This is a genomic window from Pseudoalteromonas sp. 2CM28B (assembly GCF_023161935.1).
This window is the reverse complement of the sequence record NZ_JALNTH010000006.1, coordinates 244,298-270,502: the sequence shown is the minus strand read 5'-3', so window position 1 is coordinate 270,502 and position 26,205 is coordinate 244,298. Positions and strand designations below refer to the sequence as shown.

17 protein-coding genes are annotated in these 26,205 nt (G+C 40.7%); 6 read left to right on the top strand and 11 right to left on the bottom strand.

Translation table 11 applies throughout. From position 1 onward, the window contains the following. Positions 1 to 396: 396 nt before the first annotated feature. The gene (locus tag MTN96_RS11465; protein WP_004586195.1) at positions 397 to 1,566 is read right to left on the bottom strand and encodes a DcaP family trimeric outer membrane transporter; all 1,170 of its coding nucleotides are present in this window, start codon (positions 1,564 to 1,566) and stop codon (positions 397 to 399) included. 420 nt (positions 1,567 to 1,986) lie between these two features. Here MTN96_RS11465 and acs point away from each other — a divergent pair, with 420 nt between their 5' ends. The 3 genes from acs to MTN96_RS11450 all read left to right on the top strand — a co-directional run bounded on the left by acs (position 1,987) and on the right by MTN96_RS11450 (position 6,552). Beyond that, positions 1,987 to 3,927 carry an acetate--CoA ligase gene (acs, locus tag MTN96_RS11460; RefSeq protein ID WP_024033109.1) on the top strand — a complete coding sequence of 647 codons (1,941 nt, stop codon included), beginning with the start codon at positions 1,987 to 1,989 and terminating at the stop codon, positions 3,925 to 3,927. 104 nt (positions 3,928 to 4,031) lie between these two features. Continuing rightward, complete coding sequence (locus MTN96_RS11455) at positions 4,032 to 4,682, top strand: response regulator transcription factor (protein ID WP_004586197.1); 651 nt, start codon at positions 4,032 to 4,034, stop codon at positions 4,680 to 4,682. Between the two features lie 274 nt (positions 4,683 to 4,956). Continuing rightward, positions 4,957 to 6,552, top strand: a complete 1,596-nt coding sequence (locus MTN96_RS11450; RefSeq protein WP_054982716.1) for an AbgT family transporter — start codon at positions 4,957 to 4,959, stop codon at positions 6,550 to 6,552. Between the two features lie 145 nt (positions 6,553 to 6,697). On the opposite strand, the gene purU is transcribed toward MTN96_RS11450, so the two are convergent. Beyond that, entirely contained in the window at positions 6,698 to 7,528 is an 831-nt protein-coding gene (purU, locus tag MTN96_RS11445; RefSeq protein WP_024033106.1) for a formyltetrahydrofolate deformylase, read from the bottom strand. Positions 7,529 to 7,825: 297 nt separating this feature from the next. Then, the gene (locus MTN96_RS11440; protein WP_248531619.1) at positions 7,826 to 9,712 is read right to left on the bottom strand and encodes a hypothetical protein; all 1,887 of its coding nucleotides are present in this window, start codon (positions 9,710 to 9,712) and stop codon (positions 7,826 to 7,828) included. 343 nt (positions 9,713 to 10,055) lie between these two features. On the opposite strand from MTN96_RS11440, the gene MTN96_RS11435 reads away from it, so the two are divergent. The 3 genes from MTN96_RS11435 to MTN96_RS11425 all read left to right on the top strand — a co-directional run bounded on the left by MTN96_RS11435 (position 10,056) and on the right by MTN96_RS11425 (position 13,578). Beyond that, entirely contained in the window at positions 10,056 to 11,033 is a 978-nt protein-coding gene (locus MTN96_RS11435) for a DNA topoisomerase IB (RefSeq protein WP_138684452.1), read from the top strand. 211 nt (positions 11,034 to 11,244) lie between these two features. Continuing rightward, the gene (locus MTN96_RS11430) at positions 11,245 to 12,561 is read left to right on the top strand and encodes a murein L,D-transpeptidase (RefSeq protein ID WP_248531617.1); all 1,317 of its coding nucleotides are present in this window, start codon (positions 11,245 to 11,247) and stop codon (positions 12,559 to 12,561) included. 15 nt (positions 12,562 to 12,576) lie between these two features. Beyond that, complete coding sequence (locus tag MTN96_RS11425; RefSeq protein WP_248531615.1) at positions 12,577 to 13,578, top strand: D-Ala-D-Ala carboxypeptidase family metallohydrolase; 1,002 nt, start codon at positions 12,577 to 12,579, stop codon at positions 13,576 to 13,578. 191 nt (positions 13,579 to 13,769) lie between these two features. On the opposite strand, the gene MTN96_RS11420 is transcribed toward MTN96_RS11425, so the two are convergent. From MTN96_RS11420 to MTN96_RS11385, 8 genes are all read right to left on the bottom strand, one after another. Further along, the gene (locus tag MTN96_RS11420) at positions 13,770 to 14,087 is read right to left on the bottom strand and encodes a hypothetical protein (RefSeq protein ID WP_024033101.1); all 318 of its coding nucleotides are present in this window, start codon (positions 14,085 to 14,087) and stop codon (positions 13,770 to 13,772) included. Between the two features lie 68 nt (positions 14,088 to 14,155). Further along, entirely contained in the window at positions 14,156 to 15,520 is a 1,365-nt protein-coding gene (pelG, locus tag MTN96_RS11415) for an exopolysaccharide Pel transporter PelG (protein WP_024033100.1), read from the bottom strand. Beyond that, positions 15,508 to 17,025, bottom strand: a complete 1,518-nt coding sequence (gene pelF / locus MTN96_RS11410; protein WP_248531614.1) for a GT4 family glycosyltransferase PelF — start codon at positions 17,023 to 17,025, stop codon at positions 15,508 to 15,510. The genes pelG and pelF overlap by 13 nt, the downstream gene beginning before the upstream one ends. Continuing rightward, entirely contained in the window at positions 17,018 to 18,001 is a 984-nt protein-coding gene (locus tag MTN96_RS11405; RefSeq protein ID WP_248531613.1) for a lipopolysaccharide assembly protein LapB, read from the bottom strand. Before MTN96_RS11405 ends, pelF begins: the two co-directional genes overlap by 8 nt. Continuing rightward, entirely contained in the window at positions 17,994 to 19,289 is a 1,296-nt protein-coding gene (locus MTN96_RS37130) for a PelD GGDEF domain-containing protein (protein WP_248531612.1), read from the bottom strand. The genes MTN96_RS11405 and MTN96_RS37130 overlap by 8 nt, the downstream gene beginning before the upstream one ends. Then, positions 19,286 to 19,801 (bottom strand): hypothetical protein, encoded by a 516-nt coding sequence (locus MTN96_RS11395; RefSeq protein WP_055252862.1) that lies wholly within the window; start codon positions 19,799 to 19,801, stop codon positions 19,286 to 19,288. The genes MTN96_RS37130 and MTN96_RS11395 overlap by 4 nt, the downstream gene beginning before the upstream one ends. 14 nt (positions 19,802 to 19,815) lie before the next feature. After that, positions 19,816 to 23,103 (bottom strand): tetratricopeptide repeat protein, encoded by a 3,288-nt coding sequence (locus MTN96_RS11390; RefSeq protein WP_248531611.1) that lies wholly within the window; start codon positions 23,101 to 23,103, stop codon positions 19,816 to 19,818. Further along, positions 23,103 to 25,811: an endo alpha-1,4 polygalactosaminidase gene (locus tag MTN96_RS11385; RefSeq protein ID WP_248531610.1), complete on the bottom strand. Its 2,709-nt coding sequence runs from the start codon at positions 25,809 to 25,811 to the stop codon at positions 23,103 to 23,105. Before MTN96_RS11385 ends, MTN96_RS11390 begins: the two co-directional genes overlap by 1 nt. Positions 25,812 to 26,205: the final 394 nt, after the last annotated feature.

Sequence of the window (26,205 nt, the reverse complement as noted above, 5' to 3'; positions counted from 1 at the left end):
CAATAGGTTCAAAAAAGAAGTGCATAACATAATCTAAATGAGAGTGATTTTCAATAACGTGTTTGTTGTTTGTGCAAAATAATTAATAGTTATCCGAAATTGTGGGAATTTAGTGGATTTTAGCAACTAAATAGCCACTTAGTTTAGCGCTAAGGTAATATTACTTAATCGCAAAGAGAGTGTTATTTCTGTACAAACTTTTATCTGAGCTCTTCCAAATGCTGCTATTTAAGCTTGTTTAATCGCTAACCGTGTTTAATTTACTGAAAATCTCAGACAAAAAAGCACCCTTAAATACCATTACTATCACAGTACTATTAAACCTTTTAAACAAAGTTCAAATTGTATAGCTAAAAAAAGCGGCCTAAGCCGCTTTATTGTGATCACTATGTTTAATTAAAAATTGTATTTTACAGAAAATTGTAAGCGCTCTAAATCGCCGTCAATACCACTTTCTGTTTCGCGCTCGGCATGTTTAAACTCTGCACCAAATGTTAAACGCTTAACCGGTGAGTATAAAATGTTTGCACTAAAGCTTTGGCTTGATTCAACAGGGTCGCCTGATATTGTTAATAGATCGGTGTTGTTGTCAGCACTAAAGAAAGAATATAAGAAAGTTGAGCGCCACTGGCTTGTCCATTTATGTTGATAAGCAACAAAACCAGATGTTGAGTCTATTGCATCTAGTTCATCGCCATTAAGCACTGCACCATGGGCAACATTTAAGCCCACGTAACGGCCAAGGCCTTTACCTTGTGTAAGCATAAATTTAAGATAGTCTTCGCCAAAATTTACACGGCCCGAAGCGCTAATACCAAAGGAGGTTTCATCAGCGTCAACATCGCCTACTTTATAAGTAAGTTGGCGAGCAAGTGCTGCAACTACAAAGTTACCCCAATCGGCGTTGTGTGTGTAGCGCGCAGTAAAATCAGGAAGTGACGCATCATCTGTTTCTACACGTGCGCCACCTTGAGTGGTAATTGTGCTTTCTGGGTTTTCTAGTGAGAACGACCAAGCACCGGTTGTGTACTTAATTTGCGTTTGGCGAACAAAAACAGTGCCTTCAGCAGGGCCTACAAAATCAAGTGTTTCTGCAAGTGCACCCACGTTTTGAAAGTTTGACCATGTTTGACCAAATAACCAGCCATCGTAAGTTACAAATGCATGGCGAATACGTGGAGCATAAGAGTTTGATACGCGCTCGTTACCGCCAGGTGCAGATGCTAAAAAGTCTAACTCAATTTTAGTTTTAACTGTTTTACCGTTATCCATTAACGTTGACGTACCAAAGTTAAAACGTGACTCACGTGCATGCATATCAAATACGGCATCCGAATCATCGTCATCGCCTACTGGCAGTGTGCTTGGTACGTAAAAATCACGCCCTACATTTGAGCCATCAGGAGCGCCTGCAGAGTAATCACTCCACATTGTATCTAGCTTAATGTATCCGCCGTAAGTAAATTCGGTGTTACCTACTTTAGCTGCAGTTGCCGCATAAGCTGTGCTTGTTAAAGCACATAATACAGCACTCGCTGCAAGAGTTTTTAATGGGGTAAATTTCATTGTGGTGTCCTTTAAAGGCTACTTGTTGTTTGTTGCTTTTTAAACGTTCAAATGTATTACTTGCTACAGGTATTACTTACGAATAAAAATTTATTTATCTTGCATCACGCTATGAGTTCGTTAAATAAGTGTTTAACTTGCATGGCTGCATCATTATTTTTTAATGTCCGAAAACCACTTTTAAATATGTGCAAAATTTACTCAATTACCTATTGGTCTATAAGACGAAGGTTTAAGAGTAATTCAATGGCCACTTACTTATATTTAACATACTGTATTTCTATGTAAAAAAGTCATGAGCGGCGAGATTATAAACCACAAAATGTTAATTAGAAGGGTTGTACAACTAAGGTCTAATACTTAATAAAGTACTGCTGAGTAATCCTTTAATCATGGCAAGTTATTAAAATGGAGACTGAGATGTCACAAAGTATCTATCCTGTTCCTGCACATATTGAAAAAACGACGTTAGTTGATAACGAAAAATATAATACACTCTACAAACAGTCGATTGATGACCCACAAGGGTTTTGGCGTGAACATGGCCAGCGCTTAGATTGGTTTACTCCGTATACTAAAGTAAAAAACACCTCATTTGATAAAGGCCATATCGATATAAAATGGTACGAAGATGGCGTTTTAAATGCCTCTTATAACTGTATTGACCGCCATTTAAAAACCAAAGCCGATAAAGTTGCGCTTATTTGGGAAGGAGACAACCCAAACCAAAGTGAAAATATTACCTACCAACAATTACATGATGAAGTGGCGCGCTTTGCTAATGGTTTAAAAAAACTGGGCGTACAAAAAGGTGACCGAGTTGCTATTTATATGCCGATGACGCCGCAAGCCATTTACGCCATGCAGGCCTGTGCACGTATTGGTGCTATTCACTCGGTTGTATTTGGTGGTTTTTCTCCCTCTGCCATTGCAGATCGAATTAAAGATTCAGGCGCTAAAGTGGTGATCACATCCGATGAAGGCCGCCGAGCTGGTAATTGTGTTCCTTTAAAAGCGAATGTTGATGAAGCCGTAGCACAAGAGTCGGTGACAAGCATTGAACACGTTATTGTACATCAGCTAACCGGTGGCGAAGTTGATTGGAACGAGCACGATATTTGGTGGCATGAGCTTGTTGCCGACCAACCGGCGCAGTGCGAACCGGAGCCAATGAATGCAGAAGATCCACTCTTTATTTTATATACTTCGGGCTCTACCGGCCAACCAAAAGGGGTTGTGCATACTACAGGGGGTTACTTAGTTTACTCATCAATGACCCACGAATACGTATTTGATTTACAAGAAGACGACGTATATTGGTGTAGCGCCGATGTAGGTTGGATCACCGGCCACAGCTATATTGCTTATGGCCCACTGGTTAATGGCTGTACGCAAGTGGTATTTGAAGGTGTGCCTACCTACCCAACCGCAGGGCGCATGGGTGAGGTGATTGATAAGCACGGCGTAACCATTTTATATACTGCACCAACCGCTATTCGAGCGTTAATGGCCAAAGGCGATGAGCCAACCGCGTCATCTAATCGTCAAAGTTTACGCATTTTAGGCTCGGTGGGAGAACCCATCAACCCTGAAGCATGGACGTGGTATTACGAAAATATTGGTAATGCTAATTGCCCAATCGTAGATACGTGGTGGCAAACCGAAACGGGCGGCATTATGATCACCCCACTGCCTGGTGCCACCCAAACTAAGCCAGGTTCAGCAACGCATCCGTTTTTTGGTATTGCGCCGGCTCTATTTGATGCAGAGGGTAATACACTAGAAGGTGCCGTTGACGGTAATTTAGTGATATTAGATAGCTGGCCTTCACAAGCGCGTACTGTTTATGGCGACCACGAACGTTTTGAACAAACCTATTTTAGTGCTTACCCCGGTGTTTACTTTACAGGTGACGGCTGTCGTCGTGATGAAGATGGCTATTACTGGATCACAGGGCGTGTTGATGACGTGCTTAATGTATCAGGGCATCGCTTAGGTACCGCTGAAATAGAAAGCGCGCTAGTAGCGCATGAAGCTGTAGCAGAGGCCGCCGTAGTAGGTTATCCGCATGATATTAAAGGCCAAGGTATTTATGTTTACATTACGCCAAATGAAGGCGTTACTGTAAGTGATGAGCTGACAACTCAAGTCCGTAATTGGGTACGTAAAGAGCTAAGCCCAATAGCTTCCCCTGATATGATTCAATGGTCGCCTGGCTTACCAAAAACGCGTTCAGGTAAGATTATGCGTCGAATTTTACGTAAAATAGCCGCAAATGAACATCAACAGCTAGGGGACACATCAACACTTGCAGACCCAACCGTGGTAGATGAGCTCATAGAAAACCGATTAAATCGTTAAATGCGCGTTAAAAACTTGATTACAAGTTGATTCTAAACGTAGTATATCGGCTGTCAGTAAGTACTTTATACCTTATTGGCAGCCGAATTTATTAGGAGCGAACCATGAGTCAGTTTTTAATAGCGGATGATCATCCGTTATTTCGCGAGGCACTAAAAGGAGCATTAAGTGCTAAGTTTGACGATTTAGAGGTATTTGAATCATCAGATTTTGACAGCACACTGCAAGTACTTAGCGAACAAGAAGATCTTGATATATTACTGCTAGATTTACACATGCCAGGTAATGGTGATTTATATGGCCTGATCCGCATTCGCGAAGACTACCCAAGCTTACCCATAGCGGTTGTCTCAGGAAGTGAAGACATAAACATAGTGTCTAAGGTAATGGGTTATGGCGCAATGGGCTTTATTCCTAAGTCATCATCTTCAGATGATATTGCTAATGCTATAAACCAAATACTAGAAGGCGATACGTGGCTTCCAAAAGAGTTAAAAAATAAAGTAGCCGAAATAGAAGGAGAAGACAGAGAAATTGCCGCGCAGGTTGCATCGTTAACGCCGCAGCAATATCGTGTATTGCAATACCTTCATGAAGGGTTACTAAACAAACAAATAGCGTACGAACTACATATTTCTGAGGCAACAGTCAAAGCACATATTACCGCAATTTTTAGAAAACTTGGCGTTTACAACCGTACTCAAGCCGTTCTTATTGCAGCTAAACTACAACTAGAACCAATAGAGCAAGCTTAAAATATTAAAAGCGCTAAAATCTGTTTATCGTTAGGCAAAGCCGCGCCTAGCTAATGAGCTTATTGCCTGTTAATAGGTGATAAGCGCTTACAAATACCAGATATGCGCTGCTCTGGGTGATATGGCAAGACTGAAAAAACTTCAATCCACAAAAGCCAATACACTCAAGCAGCGCTTTTTAAACTTAAAACCTACACGTCATTTACCTTTTATACATGATCTCTTTTGCAAACAATGCTAGGTTAGCGCAATTTTGTAATTTATAGAGCCAAGTATGACAGACTCCACACACTCACCTAATAATCAACCTAAAGACAATAACGGTTTATTTAATCGCTTTTTAGCAACCGTTGAGTTTTTAGGAAATATGCTTCCTCATCCCATTACTTTATTTGCGATATTTGCGGTTTCAATTGTGCTAATAAGTGGTATTGCCGATTGGTTTGGGCTAAGCGCAATTGACCCAAGACCGATTGGGGCAGCAGGGCGTGCGCCTGATGGAGTAATTGAAGTTGTTAGTTTACTCAGTGCTGAGGGGCTACAGCGTATTATGGCTGGCTTGGTTACTAACTTTACCGGTTTTGCGCCTTTAGGCACTGTTTTAGTGGCACTACTTGGGGTAAGTGTTGCAGAGCATTCAGGGCTACTCTCTGCTGCTATGCGAGGCATGGTTATGGGCGCGTCAAAGCGTTTAGTTACCTTTATGGTGGTGTTTGCGGCCATAATGTCTAACACAGCTTCTGAGCTTGGCTATGTGGTGTTAATTCCGCTTGCAGCCATGATATTTCATAGTTTGGGGCGCCACCCTTTAGCTGGCTTAGCGGCTGCTTTTGCCGGTGTTTCTGGCGGCTATAGCGCTAATTTACTACTTGGCACAATAGACCCATTATTAGCAGGTATAACTACGCCTGCAGCGCAAATGATTGACCCAACGTACGAGGTTGGCGCCGAGGCTAACTGGTATTTCATGATGATATCAGTATTACTTATTGCCGCACTGGGTACACTCGTAACCGAAAAAATAGTAGAGCCGCGTTTAGGTAAATATAACCCCGATGAAGCCAGTATCGACTTGTCACAAAACAATATTGATACACTTACCGCGTTAGAAAAAACCGGTCTAAAATGGGCGGGTGTTGCTCTATTAGTGGTGCTGTCGTTATTTGCTTGGACGATTATTCCTGCCGATGGTATTTTACGCCACCCAGAAACAGGCCAAGTGGCAGGCTCGCCTTTTTTAAAAGGAATAGTCGCAATTATATTTGTAACTTTTAGTGTGCCAGGCTTTGTTTACGGGCGTGTTGTTGGCAGCATGAAAAACGATAAAGACATTATTAACGCAATGAGCAAAAGCATGAGCTCAATGGGTTTATATATAGTATTAGTATTTTTTGCAGCCCAGTTTGTGGCCTTTTTTAAATGGACTAATTTAGGCACTATTTTGGCAATTAATGGTGCAGCACTATTACAAGCGTTAAACCTTACCGGCCCAGAAGTGTTTGTATTGTTTATATTAATGTGTGCAATGGTTAACTTGAGTTTAGGCTCGTCATCGGCGCAGTGGGCGATTACAGCCCCTATTTTTGTGCCTATGCTTATGCTTATTGGTTACGCGCCAGAAACCATTCAAGCGGCGTATCGTATTGGTGACTCTGTGACTAACTTAATCACCCCAATGATGAGCTATTTTGGCTTAATTTTAGCGGTAGCAGTTAAATATAAAAAAGACATGGGTATAGGAACGTTAGTGGCCACCATGTTGCCATACAGTATTGTGTTTTTTATCGGTTGGGTCATTTTATTTTACGTATGGGTGTTTGCTTTAGGCTTGCCAGTAGGGCCTGAGTCACCTATTTATTACACACCTTAATGGTGGATGCCAATTTACAATTAAATACGGTGTCGGATAAAACACAGCACAGCTAATATCTGACTCTAATTAAGCTGTTAGGCATAAAAAAGCCAGCAAAAGGGGAGAGCCCTATTGCTGGCTTTATAGTATGTAAAAAGGGGTCTTAGCTAAATACCACGGTTTTATTACCGTTAATAAATAGTTTGTGTTCAGAAGCTAGTTGTAAGGCTTTACTAAACACTGTTTTTTCTACGTCTTTACCCATTTTAGCCATCATTTCAGCGGTGTTAGCGTGTGTTACGCTGGTGACATCTTGTAAAATAATAGGGCCTTCATCTAGCTCATTATTTACAAAGTGAGCCGTAGCACCAATAATTTTTACGCCGCGCTCAAATGCTTGATGATACGGTTTAGCGCCAATAAAGGCCGGTAAAAACGAGTGGTGAATATTAATAATTTTGTTCTCAAAGCGACCCACAAATTCAGGGCTTAGTATGCGCATGTATTTTGCTAAGCCAATAATGTCAGGGTTATAAGAGGCAATTAAATCACCTACTTTTTCATCATGCTCGGCGCGACTTAGGCCTACGTGCGAAACAACATGAAAAGGCACATCAAAGCCTTTTGCTAATGGCTCTAAATCTGGGTAGTTGGCAATCACAGCTAATACTTCAATATTTAACGCTTGCTCAAACTGTTTAAGTAATACAGACCCTAAGCAATGTGCTTCTTTTGTTGCAAGCAGTACCACTTTAGTTTTTGTATCATCATGTAGAGCAAGTTGTGCACCCTCAGGTAATAAAGCGCGTAATTGCGATAAAAAGTCACTTTGTGGCTCGCCGGTTAGTTCAGTGCGCATAAAAAAGCGCTTGGCGTCTTTATCTACAAATTCGTTATTACGTGTAATATTTAAATTGTGCGCGTGGCAAAGCCCTGTAATTTTGGCGATTAGGCCTACATCGTCGGCACATTGGGTGGTTAGTATATAGCTCATTTTCCTCATTCTTACCCAGTTTATAATTGCTTCATTATTTGGTTTTTAACGCATAAAGCAAGGGGTTTATGCGTAAATTTAGAATTAATCGGTCAAATAGGTATAAATGATTCAATAAAGTGAAGGACAATTAAAAATACGTTAATAATAAGGCAGATAAACACCATAAATTTTAACAAGCGGGTATTTAAAAAAGGTTTAGCGGTAAGTAATTAGTGCGCGCACGGTTTGTAACCTAGTTGCCTAGATTACAAACCGTGGCGCAGTTTAGCTTTTACAAATATAGCAAAGCGATTATTAAGCTTTAGGCTCTGGTGTTAAGTTCTCTTCTTGCCTTAGGTAACCAGCGGCCTCTTCATCTTCTTTTGTTATTGCTTGCTGAGTAGGTATTGCACGGGTTTGTTGGTTTAATTGATGTATTTGCGATGCATTGCCTAAATCGCGCTCACTGGTAATTGAAGCAATCGATTCGCGGTCTTTTAGAAAGGCAATTACATCATTTTTAATGGCTTGTAATTGACCTTCATCTTTGTGCATTTCCATTATATGGCGAGGATGCTCAAGGTTTTTCATACCGGTGGCAGCAAACGTGCTCGTAATAACACGAGAGACAATGACCCATGGCGTGATACTGCTGCGCACTAAGGTGTTTTCTGAGCGGGTGCTGTCATGAATACCTGTCCCCGTTGAAATTTTAGATTCGGTAAATGTGCCTTCACATTTAAAGTACACAAGTAATGATTCAAACTGCATTTCGGCAAAAAATAAATGAGCACAGTTAGCCAATAAACGAGCAAAGGCTTTAATAATCACTGCTATTATTAAAATATGAACACTGCTCATTAGTAAGCTACTAAACTGTATAACGTTTTGATTATTAAACGCTTGCTGTAAATTATTAATATTAGCGCTATCTATGTAGTAATAAATATCTATTAATGAATAGGCTAACAACACCGTTAATACTAATGCCACAATATAAAGTAAATTAGCACTTATTAGCGCAACTAATCTGGCTAGGGTAAAGTTTTTACCTAGCTCCATAGCGTGTAGCTTAGGCTGAACCTCTTGAATCATTTCGCCTTTAAAACCGCCTTTACCTTCTATTTGCTCTTGCAGTTTTGGGTCTAGCTCGCGGTAAACTCTATTAGGCACTTCTTTGTAGCGTCTATTTGCCATGACAAGATTATCAAGGTTTATAAATACTTCATCAGGGTGAACAGACTCTTGCCAGTTTTCACGTAATTCTGACACTTCGGCGGTAGGGGTCACTGCGTTTAAGCGTGCTTTGATCATTGTAAATACTAATGCGCAGCTTAACGTTGCTAATATAATAATGGCAATGAGGTATATGCCAGCATGCAAGTTTGGCAGTTGTGCCATCCACGCGTCTATTTCTTGTTTGCTGATATGTTGCTCTTGCATTAGCCACGACATAGAAAGGCCAATAACAATAGGCAAAATAAACGACAACGAAATAATTTTAGCTAATGTACCGCCTCCCAGCGCTTCAATGTTTCTTTCAGCATTGCGAGAGATAGGTTTGCTACTTGAGCGCCAAGAAAAAAGCACATAAAACATTAAAATAGCACTGTAAACCGGAAAGGCTAATTCGCCAGCTTCCCCAGTAAAGCCCGACAGCGAAACAAACGCTACAAGCCCATAAGCAATTAAGGCAACAAGCGTGCTCACCCATGAGCCAAATAATCGCTGCGCAACATTTCGAATTGGGTAAGGTAAAAATAACAGTTTGGGAATTAAGCTGTGTAACAAACGAGATAAAAATCCGTTAGGCTCTTTAAAGGTACTGTTTTTACGACCAACCAGCATTTCTTCGAGTGATTGGGCTTTATAGGCTACTTCTTTTTTTTCTTCTTGCGCGGTAGAGCTCTCAGACTTACTAAAATTATACGCAAGCGATGTAGGGTGGTTTCTGCCTACAAAGTACTTTAAGGTGGCATAAATACCTGACGATAAAGAGCGAATACCCAGCGCTAAAATAAACATGCCAAATAGCATTAAAATCCAGCCTGCGGTGGTACTTTCTTTCACCGAGCTTGCAGCTATAACAAGTAAACTTACGCCTGCTACCGACTCAATAATACCTCTTAGCGCGGTTACTTTACCTTCCAACTTAAAGGGGTTTTTTAACCCAAGATCAATAGAACCATAATCAAATGCCATTGTATGCTCCTTGTAAACAGCACATTATTTAAGGGGGGTTACCAGTTTTGCAATAATACTTAATCATTTGCGGGGGCAAACCTAGTGTAAGCTATGTTTTTCCGGGCTCAAATAGACTAATTAATTAAGCGAGTTGGTATTATTATCCGTGTATATTTTGGCCAAAATGAGCATAGCTAAACGGTACCAAAAGGTGCAGTTTATATACTTAAGCAGGTAATTAACTAAACGGATTTTTATATTATTGTTCAATTTTTGATTATATATCAATAACGTTGTTCAGTTTAAGGTTATTTTACAGTGATACCTTTATTGATGATGGTTTAAGTTGCTAGGAGCATAAATGAAACTAATCTACGTAGATGATAATTTACCCGGTATAACCCGTAAGCGTAAAAACAAAACGTGGCTGTACTTTGACCCAATAGGAAAGCAAATTACCGATCAAAAAGTGATTGATCGTTTAAATGCGTTAGCGTTTCCGCCCGCCTACAAAAATGCTTGGTTTTGCCCTGAAGAAAATGGCCATATTTTAGCAACCGGGATAGATAGTAAAGGCCGTAAACAATACCGCTACCATGAAGATTTTAGAGCTCAACAAGAGGCGAAAAAATACCAAGCCTGTGGGGTGTTTGGCAATAAGCTGCCATTACTGCGCGCCCGTTTAGAAAACGATTTACAAGGGGATGAGCTTAGCGTAGAGCGCACATTAGCTGCGGTAGTTAGGCTTATGGACTTAGGTGCATTGCGGGTAGGTAACGAGCGAAATGTAAAGCAAAACAAAAGTTTTGGCGCCACAACCCTGCGCAATCGCCATGCTAAGCTTACGGGTAAAAATATACAGCTACGGTATCGGGCTAAATCGGGCAAAGAGCGCGAGGTAAACATAACCGACAGAGTGCTTAGCCATGTAATTAAAGACCTACAAGATTTACCCGGTCAGCATTTGTTTCAATATATAAGCGATGGAGAGCGTACAAACGTAACCTCTAGTGAAATTAACCAGTATATTCAACAAATAATGGGTGAGGACTTTAGCGCTAAGCACTTTAGAACCTGGCGAGCCAGTGTTATTGCCTTTAAGCAGCTTGTAAAAGCAAAAGGCGCACTTAGTTTAAAAAGTATGCTCGAGAGCGTGTCTGAGCAGCTAGGTAATACGCCCGCTATTGCCCGTAAATCGTATGTTCACCCGGACTTAATTGCCTTGTGTAAAGAGGATGAACAAACCCAAACAGCGTGGCGAGAGTCGCTTTCTTTACCGCGAAAAACAAAATACTTGAGTCGTTATGAGCGTGGCTTTTTGGCCTTTTTAAAAGACTAATTGCTATAGCAACTTTACACACTACAGCAACCAAATTACATAATTGCGTAGTTGAAGTGTTTTTTAATTACCATGTAAAAGTTTAAAAAGTTATTAGATTTCAGTGTTTTGTGTTTTTATTTTATTTTGGCACCTGCATTGCACCTTCAAATTACTGTTAAGCAGTAAGTACAAAAGCATTTATCAATGATATTTAGCGAGGAGGTACAAAGTGAAGGGGTTATTTTCAAAGGCATTGTCTACAAAGGTAAAACACATTACGTTACACGCTACGCTCGCAGGCTGCGTTAGCACCATGCTAACAGGGCAAGCGCTAGGCACTGCAGATCTTGAAAGTGTGGCACTTGCCAACTCTTCATTAACCACTTACAACTCGCAACAACAATTGCAAAATGGCGATTATTATTTTGATCAAAATGCAGCACAGTTAATAGCGCGCACCGAAAAAGCAATTAACTGGTACACAGAAATAGTTAACAGTGGCGGGTTTAGCCCTTTATACACCAATGAGTTGCTTGAACTTGGCAGCACCAGTAAGGCGGTGAGTCAGTTAGCGCTGCGTTTGTATCAAGAGCGTGACTTAACCAGCAATGTATGTGACACCGCAATGTGCACATTTGATAAAACCATTGAGCAGGCTGTGCAACAGTTTCAGCGTCGCCACGGTTTAAAGGTTGATGGGCGAGTAGGCAAGCGCACCTTAGCTAAGCTTAATGTACCCGCTAAGAAAAAATTGGCTAAATTAAAGCTTAACTTTTACCGCATAACTAACTTCGCAGGCTCAAGTGATTCGCAGTATGTGTATGTAAACATACCTGAGTACACATTGCGCTATGTAAAAGCAGGCGAAGTAAAACTACAAAATAACGTTATTGTGGGTAAGCCGAGTTGGGAAACACCTGCCTTTAGTGACGAAATCGAAAAATTTGTAGTAAACCCTGAGTGGCGTATACCAACCTCTATTGCAACCAAAGAAATAGCACCAAAAGTGGCAAAAGATCCTCAGTACCTTGCTAAAAATAATATCGAAATTAGAAAAAACAGCTACCTAGATTCTAAAACAGTTAACCCCAGTAATATTGATTGGCAGGCTATTAAGCCCTATCAGTTTGATCATTTTTTAGTTAAGCGTGCAGGGGATGAAAACCCACTTGGCGAAGTGAAATATCTGTTTCCAAATCCTGAAGCCATTTATGTTCACGATACTCCAGCAAAGCAGCGTTTTAACCAAGCGCAGCGTGCGTTATCACATGGCTGTATAAGGGTTGAAGAGCCATTTTCATTGGCGCGTGAAATAATTAAGCACCAAGGTGAAGAGCGCACCCTTAAGCAAGTGGATAAAGCCAGAGATACCGATACCACTCAAACCTTTTATTTAAATGAGCCCTTACCTATTCATTTGGTGTATTGGACGGCGTGGGTTGATGAAGACATGCTCGTTAATTTTAGAGACGATATTTATCAACATGACGCAAAAGCATTACTTAAAAACGAAGATCAGTCAGTCATTGCTGCATTGATAAAATAGACTATGAGAGGATTTATGCCGTTTATACCGTGTATTTTAGGGGGCGTATTAGCGCTTTGCGTAAGTGTAAGTAGTTATGCCGCCGAGCCCGTGAAAAAAGCACACCCAAGCGTTGATATTCAAAATAAAGCAAATTTTGAAGATGCAGAGTTTAGCCTAAAAATTAACGACATAGTAATGCCGTATTCGGTGTTTTCTGTATTTGTGATGCCTAATGAGGCCGTTGAATTTGAAGTGCTTTACGCACAATCAAAACGACCATATTCATTACTTAATAACCATAGCAATGCCACCTTAACTGATACAAACCGCTGGCAGTGGCATGCGCCTAAAAAGCCTGGCTTAACACGGGTAATTATTGAATCCCCCGACAAAAAGCAACGTATGACAATTAATGTTTTTGTTAAAGTACCTGCAGCTGAAGTACAAGGTGGAAAGCTTAAATATTACCACATTGGTCATTACCCAACGCCCTCACAAATTAAGGATAGTAAGCATTACATAGTGCCCGATGGTTTTGTAAAGGTGACCCCAGAGAACGAAAATATAAAAATATCACCGCATTTTTCTCTTAAAGAATTTGTGAGTAAGCAACGAAGTAAGCACCCTAAATACTTATTTTTACAAAACAAGTTGTTACTTAAACTTGAAAAAATACGCAAAGAGCTGATTTTAGAAAACATACCGGTTAAAAATATGGTGGTAATGAGCGGTTACCGCACCCCTTATTACAACAAAGCCATTGGTAACGTAAAGCTTAGCCGTCATGTGTTTGGCGACGCTGCCGATATATTTATAGATAACGATGGCGACTACCGTATGGATGATATAAACAAAGACGGCAAGCACTCTATTGGTGATGCACAAGCTATGGCTGGTATAGTGGAGTCGCTCGCTAAGCGAGAATCATTTAAAGGCTTACTTGGCGGTTTAGGTGTTTACGGGCCAAAATCGCATCGCGGTGCATTTATACATGTTGATACGCGTGGTTTTAAAGCGCGCTGGGTGAGTAAGTAATATATGTTTCATGGTTAGTAATCACGTTAGCATAAAAAGTATTGGCAATTTTTTTTGCCAATACTAAGCAGGTCATTGTTAAATATTGATTACCTTTTACCTTTTACCTTTTACCTTTTACCTTTTACCTTTTACCTTTTACCTTTTACCTTTTACCTTTTACCTTTTACTTAAAATTTAAGTGCAAAGATTTAACTCAATAACAGCCATGTTATTAAAACACATAAGGTATAAGACTCGTTCAAACCAATTAAGCGAAGGTTGAAGATGTCTGAAATTAAACGGTTCCAAACTTCTTTAAATAGTGCCGACAAAATACAGGCGCTTATAATCCACATTGCTAGCAGTAGCACCATTTTTACTGTGAATGTTTGTATATAAATATCAATAAGGCTATTCCTTTGATATGCATTCCCTACATCAAACGTCATTAACGTATACAACAAGCTAATAGCCCACAAAGCTATGGTTGCAAAGATATTAAAGCGCGTGGTAATTCCTTTTTTCATTAAAGATAAGTCCTTTTTAATTAAAGTTAGCTTTACTTTTGTAAGTTACCATTAATGGTACGGCGGTTCTACTGCAGCATAAAAGTTTCGTACTCAAGCTCTTCAAATTGTTTTGATAGCCAATACAGACCAATTACAGATGTAATTATGGTCGAGAGCGCAAAACCGTAACCATAAAACTGTGGCCCTAATGCAATTGAGGCAATCGTAAATACGATATTGATAAACAAAAACAGCCCAGATAAAAATAATACGGTGGCACGCTTATCTAAGTAAAATAAAATATTTAAAATAGACAAAAATATAACCTGTACACCTACACCCACCACATCAATAAACAGTAATGTTTTATAGTTAGGGTCTATGCCTATAAAGGTCAGTATTTGCTCGCCCCACAGTAATAAGCACGCAACGGTTATACCTTGGATTTTAAATATATCGTAAAGGCCGCCTTGCGCTGTTTGCACCATTTTATCTTTTAGGTAAAAAATTTCTTCAAGCGATGAGCCACCTCTAATGGCGGTATAAAAACGGTCGTATTGTTCTACAAAGTCGGTTTCCATTCTGACTAAAAATACCGCCATTCCTGGAATAATGGTTAAATAGGCTAAAAATATAGGCAAGTCGTAAATAGGGCTTGCTCTTAATGTGCCTATAATTTGAATAGAGGTAGCGGGGGAGTACCAAAAAATAATTTTATCGGCCCACACGCCTATGTTGTAAAAAAGCCCACAAAAAAATAGGCTGTAATACACTTTTTTGTTGTTTAAAAAATCAAAACTAATGAGTTTACCGCCAGGGTAGCGACGAATAATCATAAACAAAAAGCTAAAAAAGAGCAGCGCTTCACCGGCAAAAAAAGCAAAAAACAACCCGTCTATTTGCCAGTCGCGCAGTAAAAATGCCAGTAACACCATAAAGCTGTAACCGCTTAACATGGTCACTAAAATAAGCCGGTACTCCTTCATTCCCGACAAAAATATAGCGCCAAGCCATTGGTTACATAAGCTTACAAACGCCCCTAATATTATTATTTTAGTCACAACAGGTAGCGGTAGTATTGGCCATACAGCTAAGCCAATCAGTAATGCGGCAAGGGTGGTAACTAGCTGCGCGCCAAGTAAATTAGGCAGTACCTGCTCGTCCTTTTTTTGAAAAAACAGATCGGCAACAAAACGCGTTAATAATAGCTGCAGACCGCCGGTTAATATAAGGGACGCTGCCATCATATACGTAATAAGCGTTAAAAACTGAATAATTAATACTTTAGGTAGCACGACACCTAGGCTTAAAATACCAATTAGCATGAGCGCAATGATAGAAAGCAGCCAAGGGCCTGAGCCTATTAATCCCGCATAACCGTATGCTTCAAAAACAGAGAGTAGGGTGTTTTTTTTGAGAATTTTACGTATCTCAAAACCTATTCCGGCCATGCGATTGTATCCTTGTAAAGTTTATCGTAGCGGGCAAACATATGGCTCTCGTCGTAGTATGTTTTAACGCGATTGAGGCCGTTTTGTTGGTACTGATACCATGTTTGCTCATTTTCCAATAGGGTGATTATTTGCTGTGCGGTTTCGCTGGGTGAGGCAATAGAAACTACTTCGCCAGCTTTACCAAGGGCCCTATCTTCCTCGCTTGCCCCTTCTATTATTTCTCGGCACGAGCCCACGTCACTTGCAAGTACAGGTACGCCTGCTGCCATTGCTTCAAGCAGCACTAATGGTTGAGCTTCAGAAATTGAAGTCAACGCAACAATACCTAGCTTTGGGAGTATTTCGACGATGTTTTTCATGCCGGTAAACGTAATGTTTTTGTCTAAATCTAGGCTGCTTACTAGTAGCTGGCACTCTTTATAATACTGTGGGTCTTCCTCAAAAGGGCCTATGATCCAGCCTTCTATGTCTGGCAGTTCGGCTTGGACCTCTTTAATGGCACGAATAAAGGTTTTAATATCTTTAATTGGCACTACACGGCCGATTAACCCAACCACCATAGGGACCGATTTAGGTCTCGCGTTAAGCGCATCAACAAAGCGTTTTGTTTTTATACCATTAGGCACTACCGAGGCTTTACTTTCGCTGGCTCCATCTTTAATTTGCCTTTGTCTATTCCCTTCATAAAGCGAGATGATTTTGTCGGCTTGATGATAAGTAGTGCGGCCAATTTGCTCAAAAAAGCTGATCCACATTCGGCGAATAAAGCCCATTTCAGTATTTAGGTTTTTACCTAGGCTTTGTTCAGACTCTTTTATCCAGCTGGCCTGTATTAAATCTATTTTACGCTCTTTAGTGTAAATACCGTGCTCGGTAAGCAAAAATGGCGTGTTGTGTATAACGCTTGCACCTGCGCCCAATATGCCAGCATAGCCTGTCGAAATAGAATGAATAAGTTTAACATCGGGGAGTGAACGGGCTATTTCGGCTATTTTAAACAGTGGTTTATACAAATTTCTGTACGACCAAAAAAAGTCGATAAATGACGATTCATCGCAATAGGTTAAATAATAGTTTGCCAGCACTTGCCACGACGACTCGCTGTATAAAAAATCGGCTTCGTTGATACCGTCTTTTTTAGCTAGATTTTCAAAGGCAAACTTTAAAAGCTCCGTAGGTATTGGGTCTTTACAGTCACGGAAATACCCTTGCAATTGCTGCCAAAAATCAAACAGTTCTTTTTTATATTTAACGTCATGTTTCGCTTTTATTTTTGTACTGTGTTGCGTAACTAAATAATGCACATGCAGCTTAGTCACATTACTCGGTAACGTGTACTGAATGTCGCCGTAGTGTTCGGGTGCGCCACCAACAAACACTAATTCAAAGTTATAGTGAGGCAGGCCTTCTATAATTTGGTGTACCCAGCTAGATACGCCGCCCCGTACATAAGGGTAAGTGCCTTCAAGTAAGAGTAAAATGTCGGCTTTTTTTTCACTCATGCCAATACTCCTGTAAATGGCGTAACTCAGAGCCTTTAGGCTGTAGTGCTAGCTCTTCAAGATAGCGCTGACAGTCTGTGTAATTGTGTAATCCAAAGGCGACTTCGGCTTTATAAGGTAGGACATGGCGTCTGGCCATGCCTAATTGCGTGGCTAAATTTAAGTTTTGCTGCGCTTCATTTAATTTACCGAGCGCAAGTTGAATTCGCCCTAAAAACACATAGCTTGCTGGCTGCGGGTTAAACTTTATACTTGTTAAGGTTAATGCTTCTGCTTTTTCTAGTACGTACTTTTTTAGTGCGCCTTGTGCTAAGCCTAAGTAACTAAGCTCCCAATAAAGCTCGGCTTGTTGGCGTTGCAAATTGCTCAATTTAGGTTGTTGCGTGGTATTGGCTATAGCGTGTTGGCACTGGCTTATTTTTTCGTTCAGTTTAGTTTCTTTGCTATCAAGAGTTGAATAGGCAAGTAAGCGAATATCATCTTCTAAGTCTCTTAATGCCAGTTTGAGTATAGGAATAGCTTGGGCATCGCTCATGTGCCGTGCAGCCATTACTGCACTTAGGCGTTTATTTGGCTCACTGGCGTGTTTTAAAATAGCCTTTAGTCCACCCATTGAGTAAATAGGCGTTGCTGAAACACTTCTTGCTTCAAAAGGCAGGGCAGGAACCTTGTGCTCTACAATATCAATATCGTTGTTTTTAAGCGGTTTACTAAGGGCAAAAGTAATGGCAAATACCACCCCTAAAATACCAAATACAGGCAAGGTAAATAGCAGTAAAAATAACAGTGCCGAACCACTTTTTAAGGTGGTTTTGTATTTGTTAGGAATAAATGCATGGCTTACAAAGGTAAAGCACAGGCAAGCAATGCCATGTAATAAAACAATCAACAGCCAGTTAGGCGCATCTAAAATATGCGCAAAAGCAAAGTATTCACATAAACAGCCAATAAAAGCGGCAACGATAATTTTAATCATGGGATGCAACTAACTTAGCGATGTGTTCGCTGCTTATAGGCAATGCCATTTGTTCTTCTATTTTAATTTGCAGTTGCTCAACGGTTTTACCAAAGTGCTCGATACACCAAGTATTAATACGCGATATAAAGCCACTTTTGTCCAGTTCACTTGCCATTGGCATAAGCAGTAATAGAGTGTGGTTTTGACTATCGTAAAGATAAATATCTAAACCTCTGCGAGCTTCACTTAAATACTCTAATAATTGGCGCGACTCTTCACTTGTTTGCATTGCTTTGAGTTTAAGCAGCTGCGAGGGAATATTATAGCGTTTAGCTTCTTTGTTCGCCCTGCGTAGTTGCCTTACAAAATAAGGGGTTTCTTGTGGGGTCATTACTGGGTTGGTAATTTCATGATGCAGCAAATCGCCAATGTTACCGGCCATAACGGCTAGCAAAGTAAGTGTGGTGTTTTTAAGGGCAAAAAATTGAATGCTTTGTACTAAAATTACCCCGTAAATAGTGTTATTAATATCAACCAGTGGGATAGCAATATGGTATTGGCTAAATTTATTTTTAACCTCTTTAATAGAAACCAGCTCGCGCTCTTCAAACATGGCTTTAATAAGGGGGTCTTCCCTATTTAGCTCGCCCATAGCACCTATGCTTGCTAATGGCTGCTCTATTATGGTGTGGTTTTCTACTTTATAAAGCGCTGCTTTTTCAAGTGAGCCATATTCAACAAATAAGTTTAAAATGCTATTTGCCGCACTGTCTAAGCGTCTTTGTGTTAGTTGCCCTATAACGGCCCGTACCGCTTGGAGCGATTCGCGCAGGCTAAGAGTATGACCTGCTAACATTTGCTCAATCCGGTCGTGGGATGAGTTTATTAAATGGTATTGGCGGGTAAAGGTTTCTAATCGGTTAGTTACATACTCAAGCTCAATACTTTGCTGCTGATTAGTGCGCTCCCATACATCTCTGAATTCGCCAGCAATCATAATTACAATTAAATAACCAATCATGGCGTTAATATTAAATTCGTTAGGTTGCGCTAATACTTCGCTTTTGCTTAACAGCAATTGCCCGGCTAATAAACATAATATGCTTATAAAGCCTTTTGAAAAACCATAGCGCAAAGCTACTAACAGCGGCCCAAGTACCGGCCACGAAAACCCATTTTCCGTCCAAAAGGGGTCTTCGGCGTTAAATATAACCGGCAGCACAATTGCAAGCGCGGTAAATACAATTACATCAGCCCAAATTTGTAGCTCAGGGACCTCTCTTGGTCGAAAAAAATGTGTTTTCACTCACTAACCTCAATGTACGAAATTAAATCGGCGATGACATCTTGTGCTGTCGCGGCAATACTGTCGCGCCCCCAGCCACTTTTTGCGATAGTGCCTGTCCAAAGTGGGGTTGTTTGACCTTTAGCCGTTAAGCTAAGTGTAAGTGCGACTACCGGCTCGCCGTCTAGACCCGCTTTATAACGCCATTCTTCTATGCTACCTGATAACACATAGTCTGTTTGCTGTGTGCTTAACCACTGCATGGCGTTATCAAGACGGTATTGATCGTCAAGTGGCGGAAGGTCTTTAGTGTTACTGCGTGGTGCACGTAATAACGTAGGAAGCTTATTTTGCTGCCAAATACTTGCAAGTATATCTTCTGCACGTTCACCGGCTAAGGGGGTTTGCGCATGATTTACCAAAGGCATTAAAGCCACGGTAGTTGATGGACCTAGCTCTACATCATCAGCCACACGGCTGGTGGTACATGCACTGAGCACTAATACCAAACACGGTATGATTAAACGAAACATATTCTCTCCTAACATTAAAAATGTACGTAATAGCCTAATTGTAATTGTGTATCTGAGTTACCCACTTTATTACTACTTTGATAACCCAGTTGTAATTTAAATAAATCATCCCCTAGCACTGACCAGCCTGCACCACTTGATACTGAAATGTCGAGGGTGTCGTTTAACGTTTGATAACCCGTACTGATGTCGAATAACCACGAGGGGCTTTCGCCTAAATATGGGGGGGCTAAGTTTGAGTTTGACGAAAGCGAAGTGCCCAGAGCAAAGCGCCTAAAAGGTTGTATATCAATAAGCAGCGGTCTGGCTCTTTGATCTATGCCTAAAGGGGCTAATGTGCGTTCAAAGTCTTGCCATTGAGCACTAAAATAAGTACTCCAAATAGGGCGGTCTTTTAAAATAGTGTATTGATAACGGGCGTTATATTCTTGACCGCTGACAAGCGTTGAGCTATCACTGCGGCGCTTAAATGCCATGGCGGCTGCCGAGAACTGCATGTTTTGACGCCCATCAATAGCGTAATTTATATAAGCCGTGGTTTTATTTAATTTGGCAAAGCTAAGTAAGGTTTCTGATTGGCGGTTTTCAACGTTGTGCTCAAGTTTTACGCCTACCTGCGTGCGCGAGTCCCACTGGTAACGCGCATCTAGGCTCAAGCCTTGGCGGCTCATTAAATTGCCCTGATGAGAGTCTACTTTTGCAGCAAAGTACCAACGACCCCATGTCATTTTATCTTCTATGGCAAACAGTAACCCGTTGTTATTTAAGTTTTGTTGATTGCTAATGCTAAGTTTCCATTGCCCTTTAGCATACGGAAAATAAACATTTACATCGTACTGGCTGGTATTTAAACCGGCCTCAGGGGATAGGTTGATCTCTAATGCTCTAAAGTAGCTGGTGCGGGCGTTACGTAATAAAGACGTTTCGGCTTGTGTTGGCTCGTGTGTTAACTCCTCATACCAACGCTGCATAGTTGCATAAGGCTGCCTTAAATAGAGCAAAGCACTTAGCTCATCTATTTTGCCTAACGTTTGCGTATTTACCAGTGCCTTTACTTTATTAAACTCGCCGTTGCTCATAGCCAGTTGTAGCTTTTGCCATGGCTCAAGTTTTTGTGCTGCGCGTCTGGCTAACCACCAGTTGGCGGTTGCGTTGTTTATAGCCTCAGGCGCTATGTCATCTAAGCTGCTAAATTGGCGTAAGTGGGGCACGGCCATTGCGCCGGCCCATTGGATCATTAAACCTCGGTATGCGTATTTGTCTTTTGGTAAATGGTTTAATAAATAATGTTTAAGTTCGCTGGCATTAGCGTAGTAGCCTAACTGGTTCATAACATCGGCTAAATTTACTAAAGTAGTTAAATCTCGAGGGTTACTAATGGCTAATTGGCGCAGATAAAAATAAGCACTATTAAAGGCTTTTTGATGAATAGATAAACTCGCCAGTAATTGTGCCCACTCTCGGCTGGGTTCATTGCTTGAGTAGTTAGCTAAAATACGCTTAATCATAATGGTGTCGTGCATTTGCAATGCAAGCCAGCCTTGCGCTAGTACCACATCGGGATTGTATTCACTTAGTTTTGCTGCGCGGTTAAGTGTTGTGTATGCGTAATTTAAGTCACTTTGATTTTGGTACCAGTTTGATAATATTAACCATGCAGGGTAAAGCGCTTTATTATAACGTTGTTTTTCAAGAGCCTGATGAGCACGAGTAACGTGTTCTTCATCGCCAATTTGCGTGCTTAATAAGGTAATTTGGATTAACTGTCTATCAGTGAGTGCTGTTTGTTGCCATAGGTAATTTAATAACCCTTGTGGGTTGTCGGCAAATTTTAGCTGCTGATAATGCAGCATATCACCTACACTCAGTGGGCTAATGTTTTTTAATTGCTCTAAAGCATATAACTCTTCTTTTTTATCATTTACACGCAAAGCCATATCAACGCGGGCGCCCCAAAACTCATCATCGTTACTACGTGCTTTTTGCTTTAAAATGGCCAAAGCGGTTGTAAAGTCATCGTTTAACCAATGCGCTCTTGCAAGCCAAAGTAAGTCTTCTTCGTTTTTCGGCCCTGCGTAGTGAGGCCACAAGGCTCTCAGCCCAGCTAAATTACCGGTATCATGTAACACCTTGGCTTTCCAATATTGTGAAAGAGGTGTTTTTCCGTTTATTTGCTCATAGCGCTCAATATGATTAAGCTCTTGTTTTGCGTTACCAATAAATTCGTTGGTTTGCATCCAATTTGCAAATCCGTTGTCTTTAAGCTGTCGGTTTTGCGCTTTATATTCGTAAATGTCGTTGGCATCTTGATATAAGTACAAGGCATTCGCATCATTAATGCTGTCGGTCAGCATAGCTACATCAACGGCTTTATGGGCCATTAACCATTTAAATTCTTTAAGCGCCTGTTTAGGCTTATTTTGCCAGCGCATAATTTTCCAATTTAAAAGCCTCAGCGCTTTATCATTGGGTGTTTTAAGTAATAACTTTGCGATTAATTGTTCAGCTGCGTTTGCATTGCCATTGGCTAAGTTTAAATGCATGGCTTTGGTTAAATATTCGCTGTTATTAGGCTGAGTTTTTAATAATTTTTCTACTGCTTTTAAGGCTTCTTTATTATCACCCGCTAAGCTTGCAAAATATAATGTACGCTCGGTATTAGCGGTATCACCGTATTTTTTCCACCATGTGTAAGCTTGTTTTGGATTGTTAGCACCCAGTGCGGTTTCAATGGCTTTTTGGGCTACATCGGCATTAATGTGGGTTTTATAAATAGCGAGCGCTTTGCCAGGCTCACCTGCGCCTAACCAAAAATCAGCGGCTAATAATGGCTGTGCGTGTTGCTCATAATATTGCGCTACGTTTACATTGAGCCCCGTGGCTTTAGCTATATTTAATAACTGGCTATCCCAGTGTTTAAATGCCGCAAGTTTAAGTGTTAGTTCTTCAAAACGGTCATCTTTATTTGCGCCACTATCAACCCACAATGCGTATAAAAGTTTTATTTCTAATTTAGTTTTTGTATCGCTCTTAGGGAGTTTTTCAAGCTCGTTAGTCGCTTGCGAATACTCATTTAAGCCCAGGTGAATGGCTATTTTTTTGGCGCGTAGTTTTTCATTATTAGGGTCGCTACTTAATGCGGCATTTAAGTAGGTTTTTTCAAAGGTATAATCTTGCGATAGCGAGTCGTCTTCAAAAAATAAGGTGTGCGGAAACAGCGCGTAAAGTGAAAAGCAACTAACCGCTAATATAATTAAAATGGTTTTAACTGATACTAAGTGAGGGCGCTTTTTGTTATTCATTATTGAGCCCTTGTTGTGCAGTTTAAATAGCCATAAAATTCGCCAGCAGGTAATGTAAACTGCGTTGTATTGCCAAAGGTTTTTCCGCTAAAGCGCTTTCCCATATGCGAAATGAATTGACAATTGCGAGCATTTTCAAGCTCAATTTTAGCCTTAATCCACGCTTTAAAGCTGACAGGGCCGTTTACCTGCCAATTACTAAACGCGACATTAGCAGAGAGCAAATAAGGTTGGTTATCTGGCGTTGTATGATCAAAGTTAATAGTCGCTATTTCATCGCCCACGTGAATATAGTTTCCTTGCGCGGTTACCCCTAAAATACCCTGGCTGTTAGTCATATTGGGCACATCAAAAATAGTAGGCAAGCGCAGCGTTTTTATATATTTAGAACTAAATAGCCATTCGCCACGCGTATTTTTAGCAAGCGCAGAAAAATAAAAATCTTTGGCAATGCGTGCATATTGACTTAAATGCACCGGGGTATTTTCTCTGGCTAATACGTAATCAATATTGTAATGCAGCGCATCAAGCCCTGCTGGCACTTCGCCAGAGTAAAAATGAAAGTAAATTGTGTAAGGCTTTAACCTGTATGGTTTTTCGGTTATTTCAAATGTTTCTACTAAGCGTTTAAAACCATAGTAAGGGCCGTGCCATAAATTGGTGTAAACATTTTCGTTTAAAATGGGCGCGTATATTTGATACAGCAAATCTCGCTCAGGACGGCCAATAGGTGATATATGCGACAAGCTTGGATTATCGGCATTGACGTCGGTATTTCCTCCATTAACGTTAATTACACCGGCATCTCGCGCAAGTTCTAGGGCTTTTGGGCCTGGGGTTGCATCACCCGACCATAGCATCATCACTGTTTTTTTATTTTTTGGTGCGAGTCGCTCATTAATGTAATTTATTGAGCCCGTTATTTCTTTATTTAAATCGATGGCGTCATAACCGGGTACATCTAAATGAAACCCGTAGTCGGTGTCGTCTTTATTTATTTCTTTTCTACCTGATAAGGCTGTCCAAAAATAGGGATGGCTGTAAGTGTGTGATGCCACTTCGACATAAGGAAGCGCAAAAATTTCTTTGGCTATTTTTTCAAGCTTTGGGCTGTCAGCGCCATGCAATCCGTTAGGCTCAATATCGGCTTGGATAATTGAGGAGGTAAGTGGTAGCTTGTATTTTTTTATAACTTCATCGCGCACAACTTCTGCTGCGTAAGGTTTACCTGCAAAGTGCGCAATGCTCGTAAAGCCGTCGCCATCAATATGAAGGGTTAGCATACGCCGACCGCTTAATGTAGTTGTATCTGGGGCAAGTATAGGCGCAAGCCCCATTGCCTTAGTTAACACGGCTTTGGGGTCTACAACCCAGTTACTGCCCTCCATAGGCAGTGTATCTATAAGCCAAGGTGCCGCGATAAGTGCGCCGTACTTAGTTTTACTTCCTTGGGTTAGGGTGGTGCCATCTTCAGCGTGTATTGATATTAATGATTGCGCATTCTCTGCAAGTGTTAATAAATAGGGCTTTACAATAGCGGGCGCAGTGGTTGACTCACCTTTAAGCCAAGATGTCATAGCTGCGAGTTTATAAGGCCCATTTGAAGGCAAATTAAAAGGCTCTACTCCTAAGCTTTTAAGTAACTTATTAGAAGAAGGGAGCTCGCCGAGCACCAGTTGCGGTACCACGCCTAAATTACTTTCGAGCCACTCAATAACCTGTGCATTATAAAATTGATCGCTCGTCGTCCAAGAGATAATGCCAGCATGGAGGCTGGTATCTACTTTAGGTAAGGGCGTGTTAGCCATGTCTATGTAATCAGGTATGTAGCCTAAATACTCAATCATTGTGGCAAGCTTTAAGTGAACCGTGGTGTATATAAGTGGCTTTACATTACTGTTGTATGGAATAAGTATGCGCCTAGGCACTGGCTGTATATTTGATGTCCCCCAAGTTTGAAGGTGCCCATCAGTAACCCAAGGAGCATAACCTTGGGCAATAATTTGCTTAGCCATCGCAAGGCGCTGCTGTGGTTTAGCGTAATCAATTACCTGTACGTTAAAGCCCAGTGATTGTGCTTTATGGAGCTTTTCATTTAACCAAGCTTGATCGTTCTCAGTAGTAAGTTTGTAGCTGTTATCTACTGGATTAAAGTGGCTAAATAGCCCCTCGGCAACTAAATCAGAGGCGTAATCGTTAAGCTGTGGCAGTAGCTCAAACCCTCTGTTTAAAATTAAGTGTTTGTTAAATGTACTCGACAAACCTTTAATTATATTCACAAGCCCCACTTGTTGAGCCGCTTTATCGTAATCGGGTTTTAATAATTGGTAGCTGTCGAGCGTATCTAAAAATAAACCGTTAAAGCCTCGTTGTTGTAATTCACGTGCTTGTTTTTGCAGGTGTTGTTGCCAATGCTCAGCGGTTAAATCAGCAATATGGCTATTCCAGTGTGGATTTTTTGCTACTGAGGATTCATTTTCAGTAAACGATTCTCCCACACTTAAATAAGCGAATACGCTAATGTTGCGCTCTTTAAGCCAATTAAGTTCGTGTTGAGTGATGCTTTGCGGCTGCACAACAACCCGTGAATAAAAGGTCATTTCAGCCAGCGGCATGGGGGATGAGTAATAAAAGGCAATGCTCTTGTTAGCAGGTTGAGCGCACACGTTTAAACAAATCAACAACGTTAGATATAAGAAGTACTTCATTATTATTTTTAAAAACCACAGCCTAAGTTAACGTTGAACATTGTCCCGCTTTTTGTATAAGTATTTATTATTAGAATTGTGATGATTATATGTTAAATAAAAATGCCTGGCTACCTTAATGTGAGATGAATAGTGGTGGAATTGCTTGGGTATTAACTAAGTAAAAGGTAATGAAAACGCCTTACTGCACAGTGTTTTCGATAGGAAATTGCGACTAATGTCGAGTGATAATGTATATCTAAAGCGCTGTAATCTAATTATAATGCGCCCACCTTGCCAGCCCTTGGCAACCCCCTGCGCTATTTATAAATTGATATAAATAGTGACATATTAAATGCTTACTTTATTGCGTTGATTACTGCAAAGCAGACAGTGATAACGTGCATACCTATTT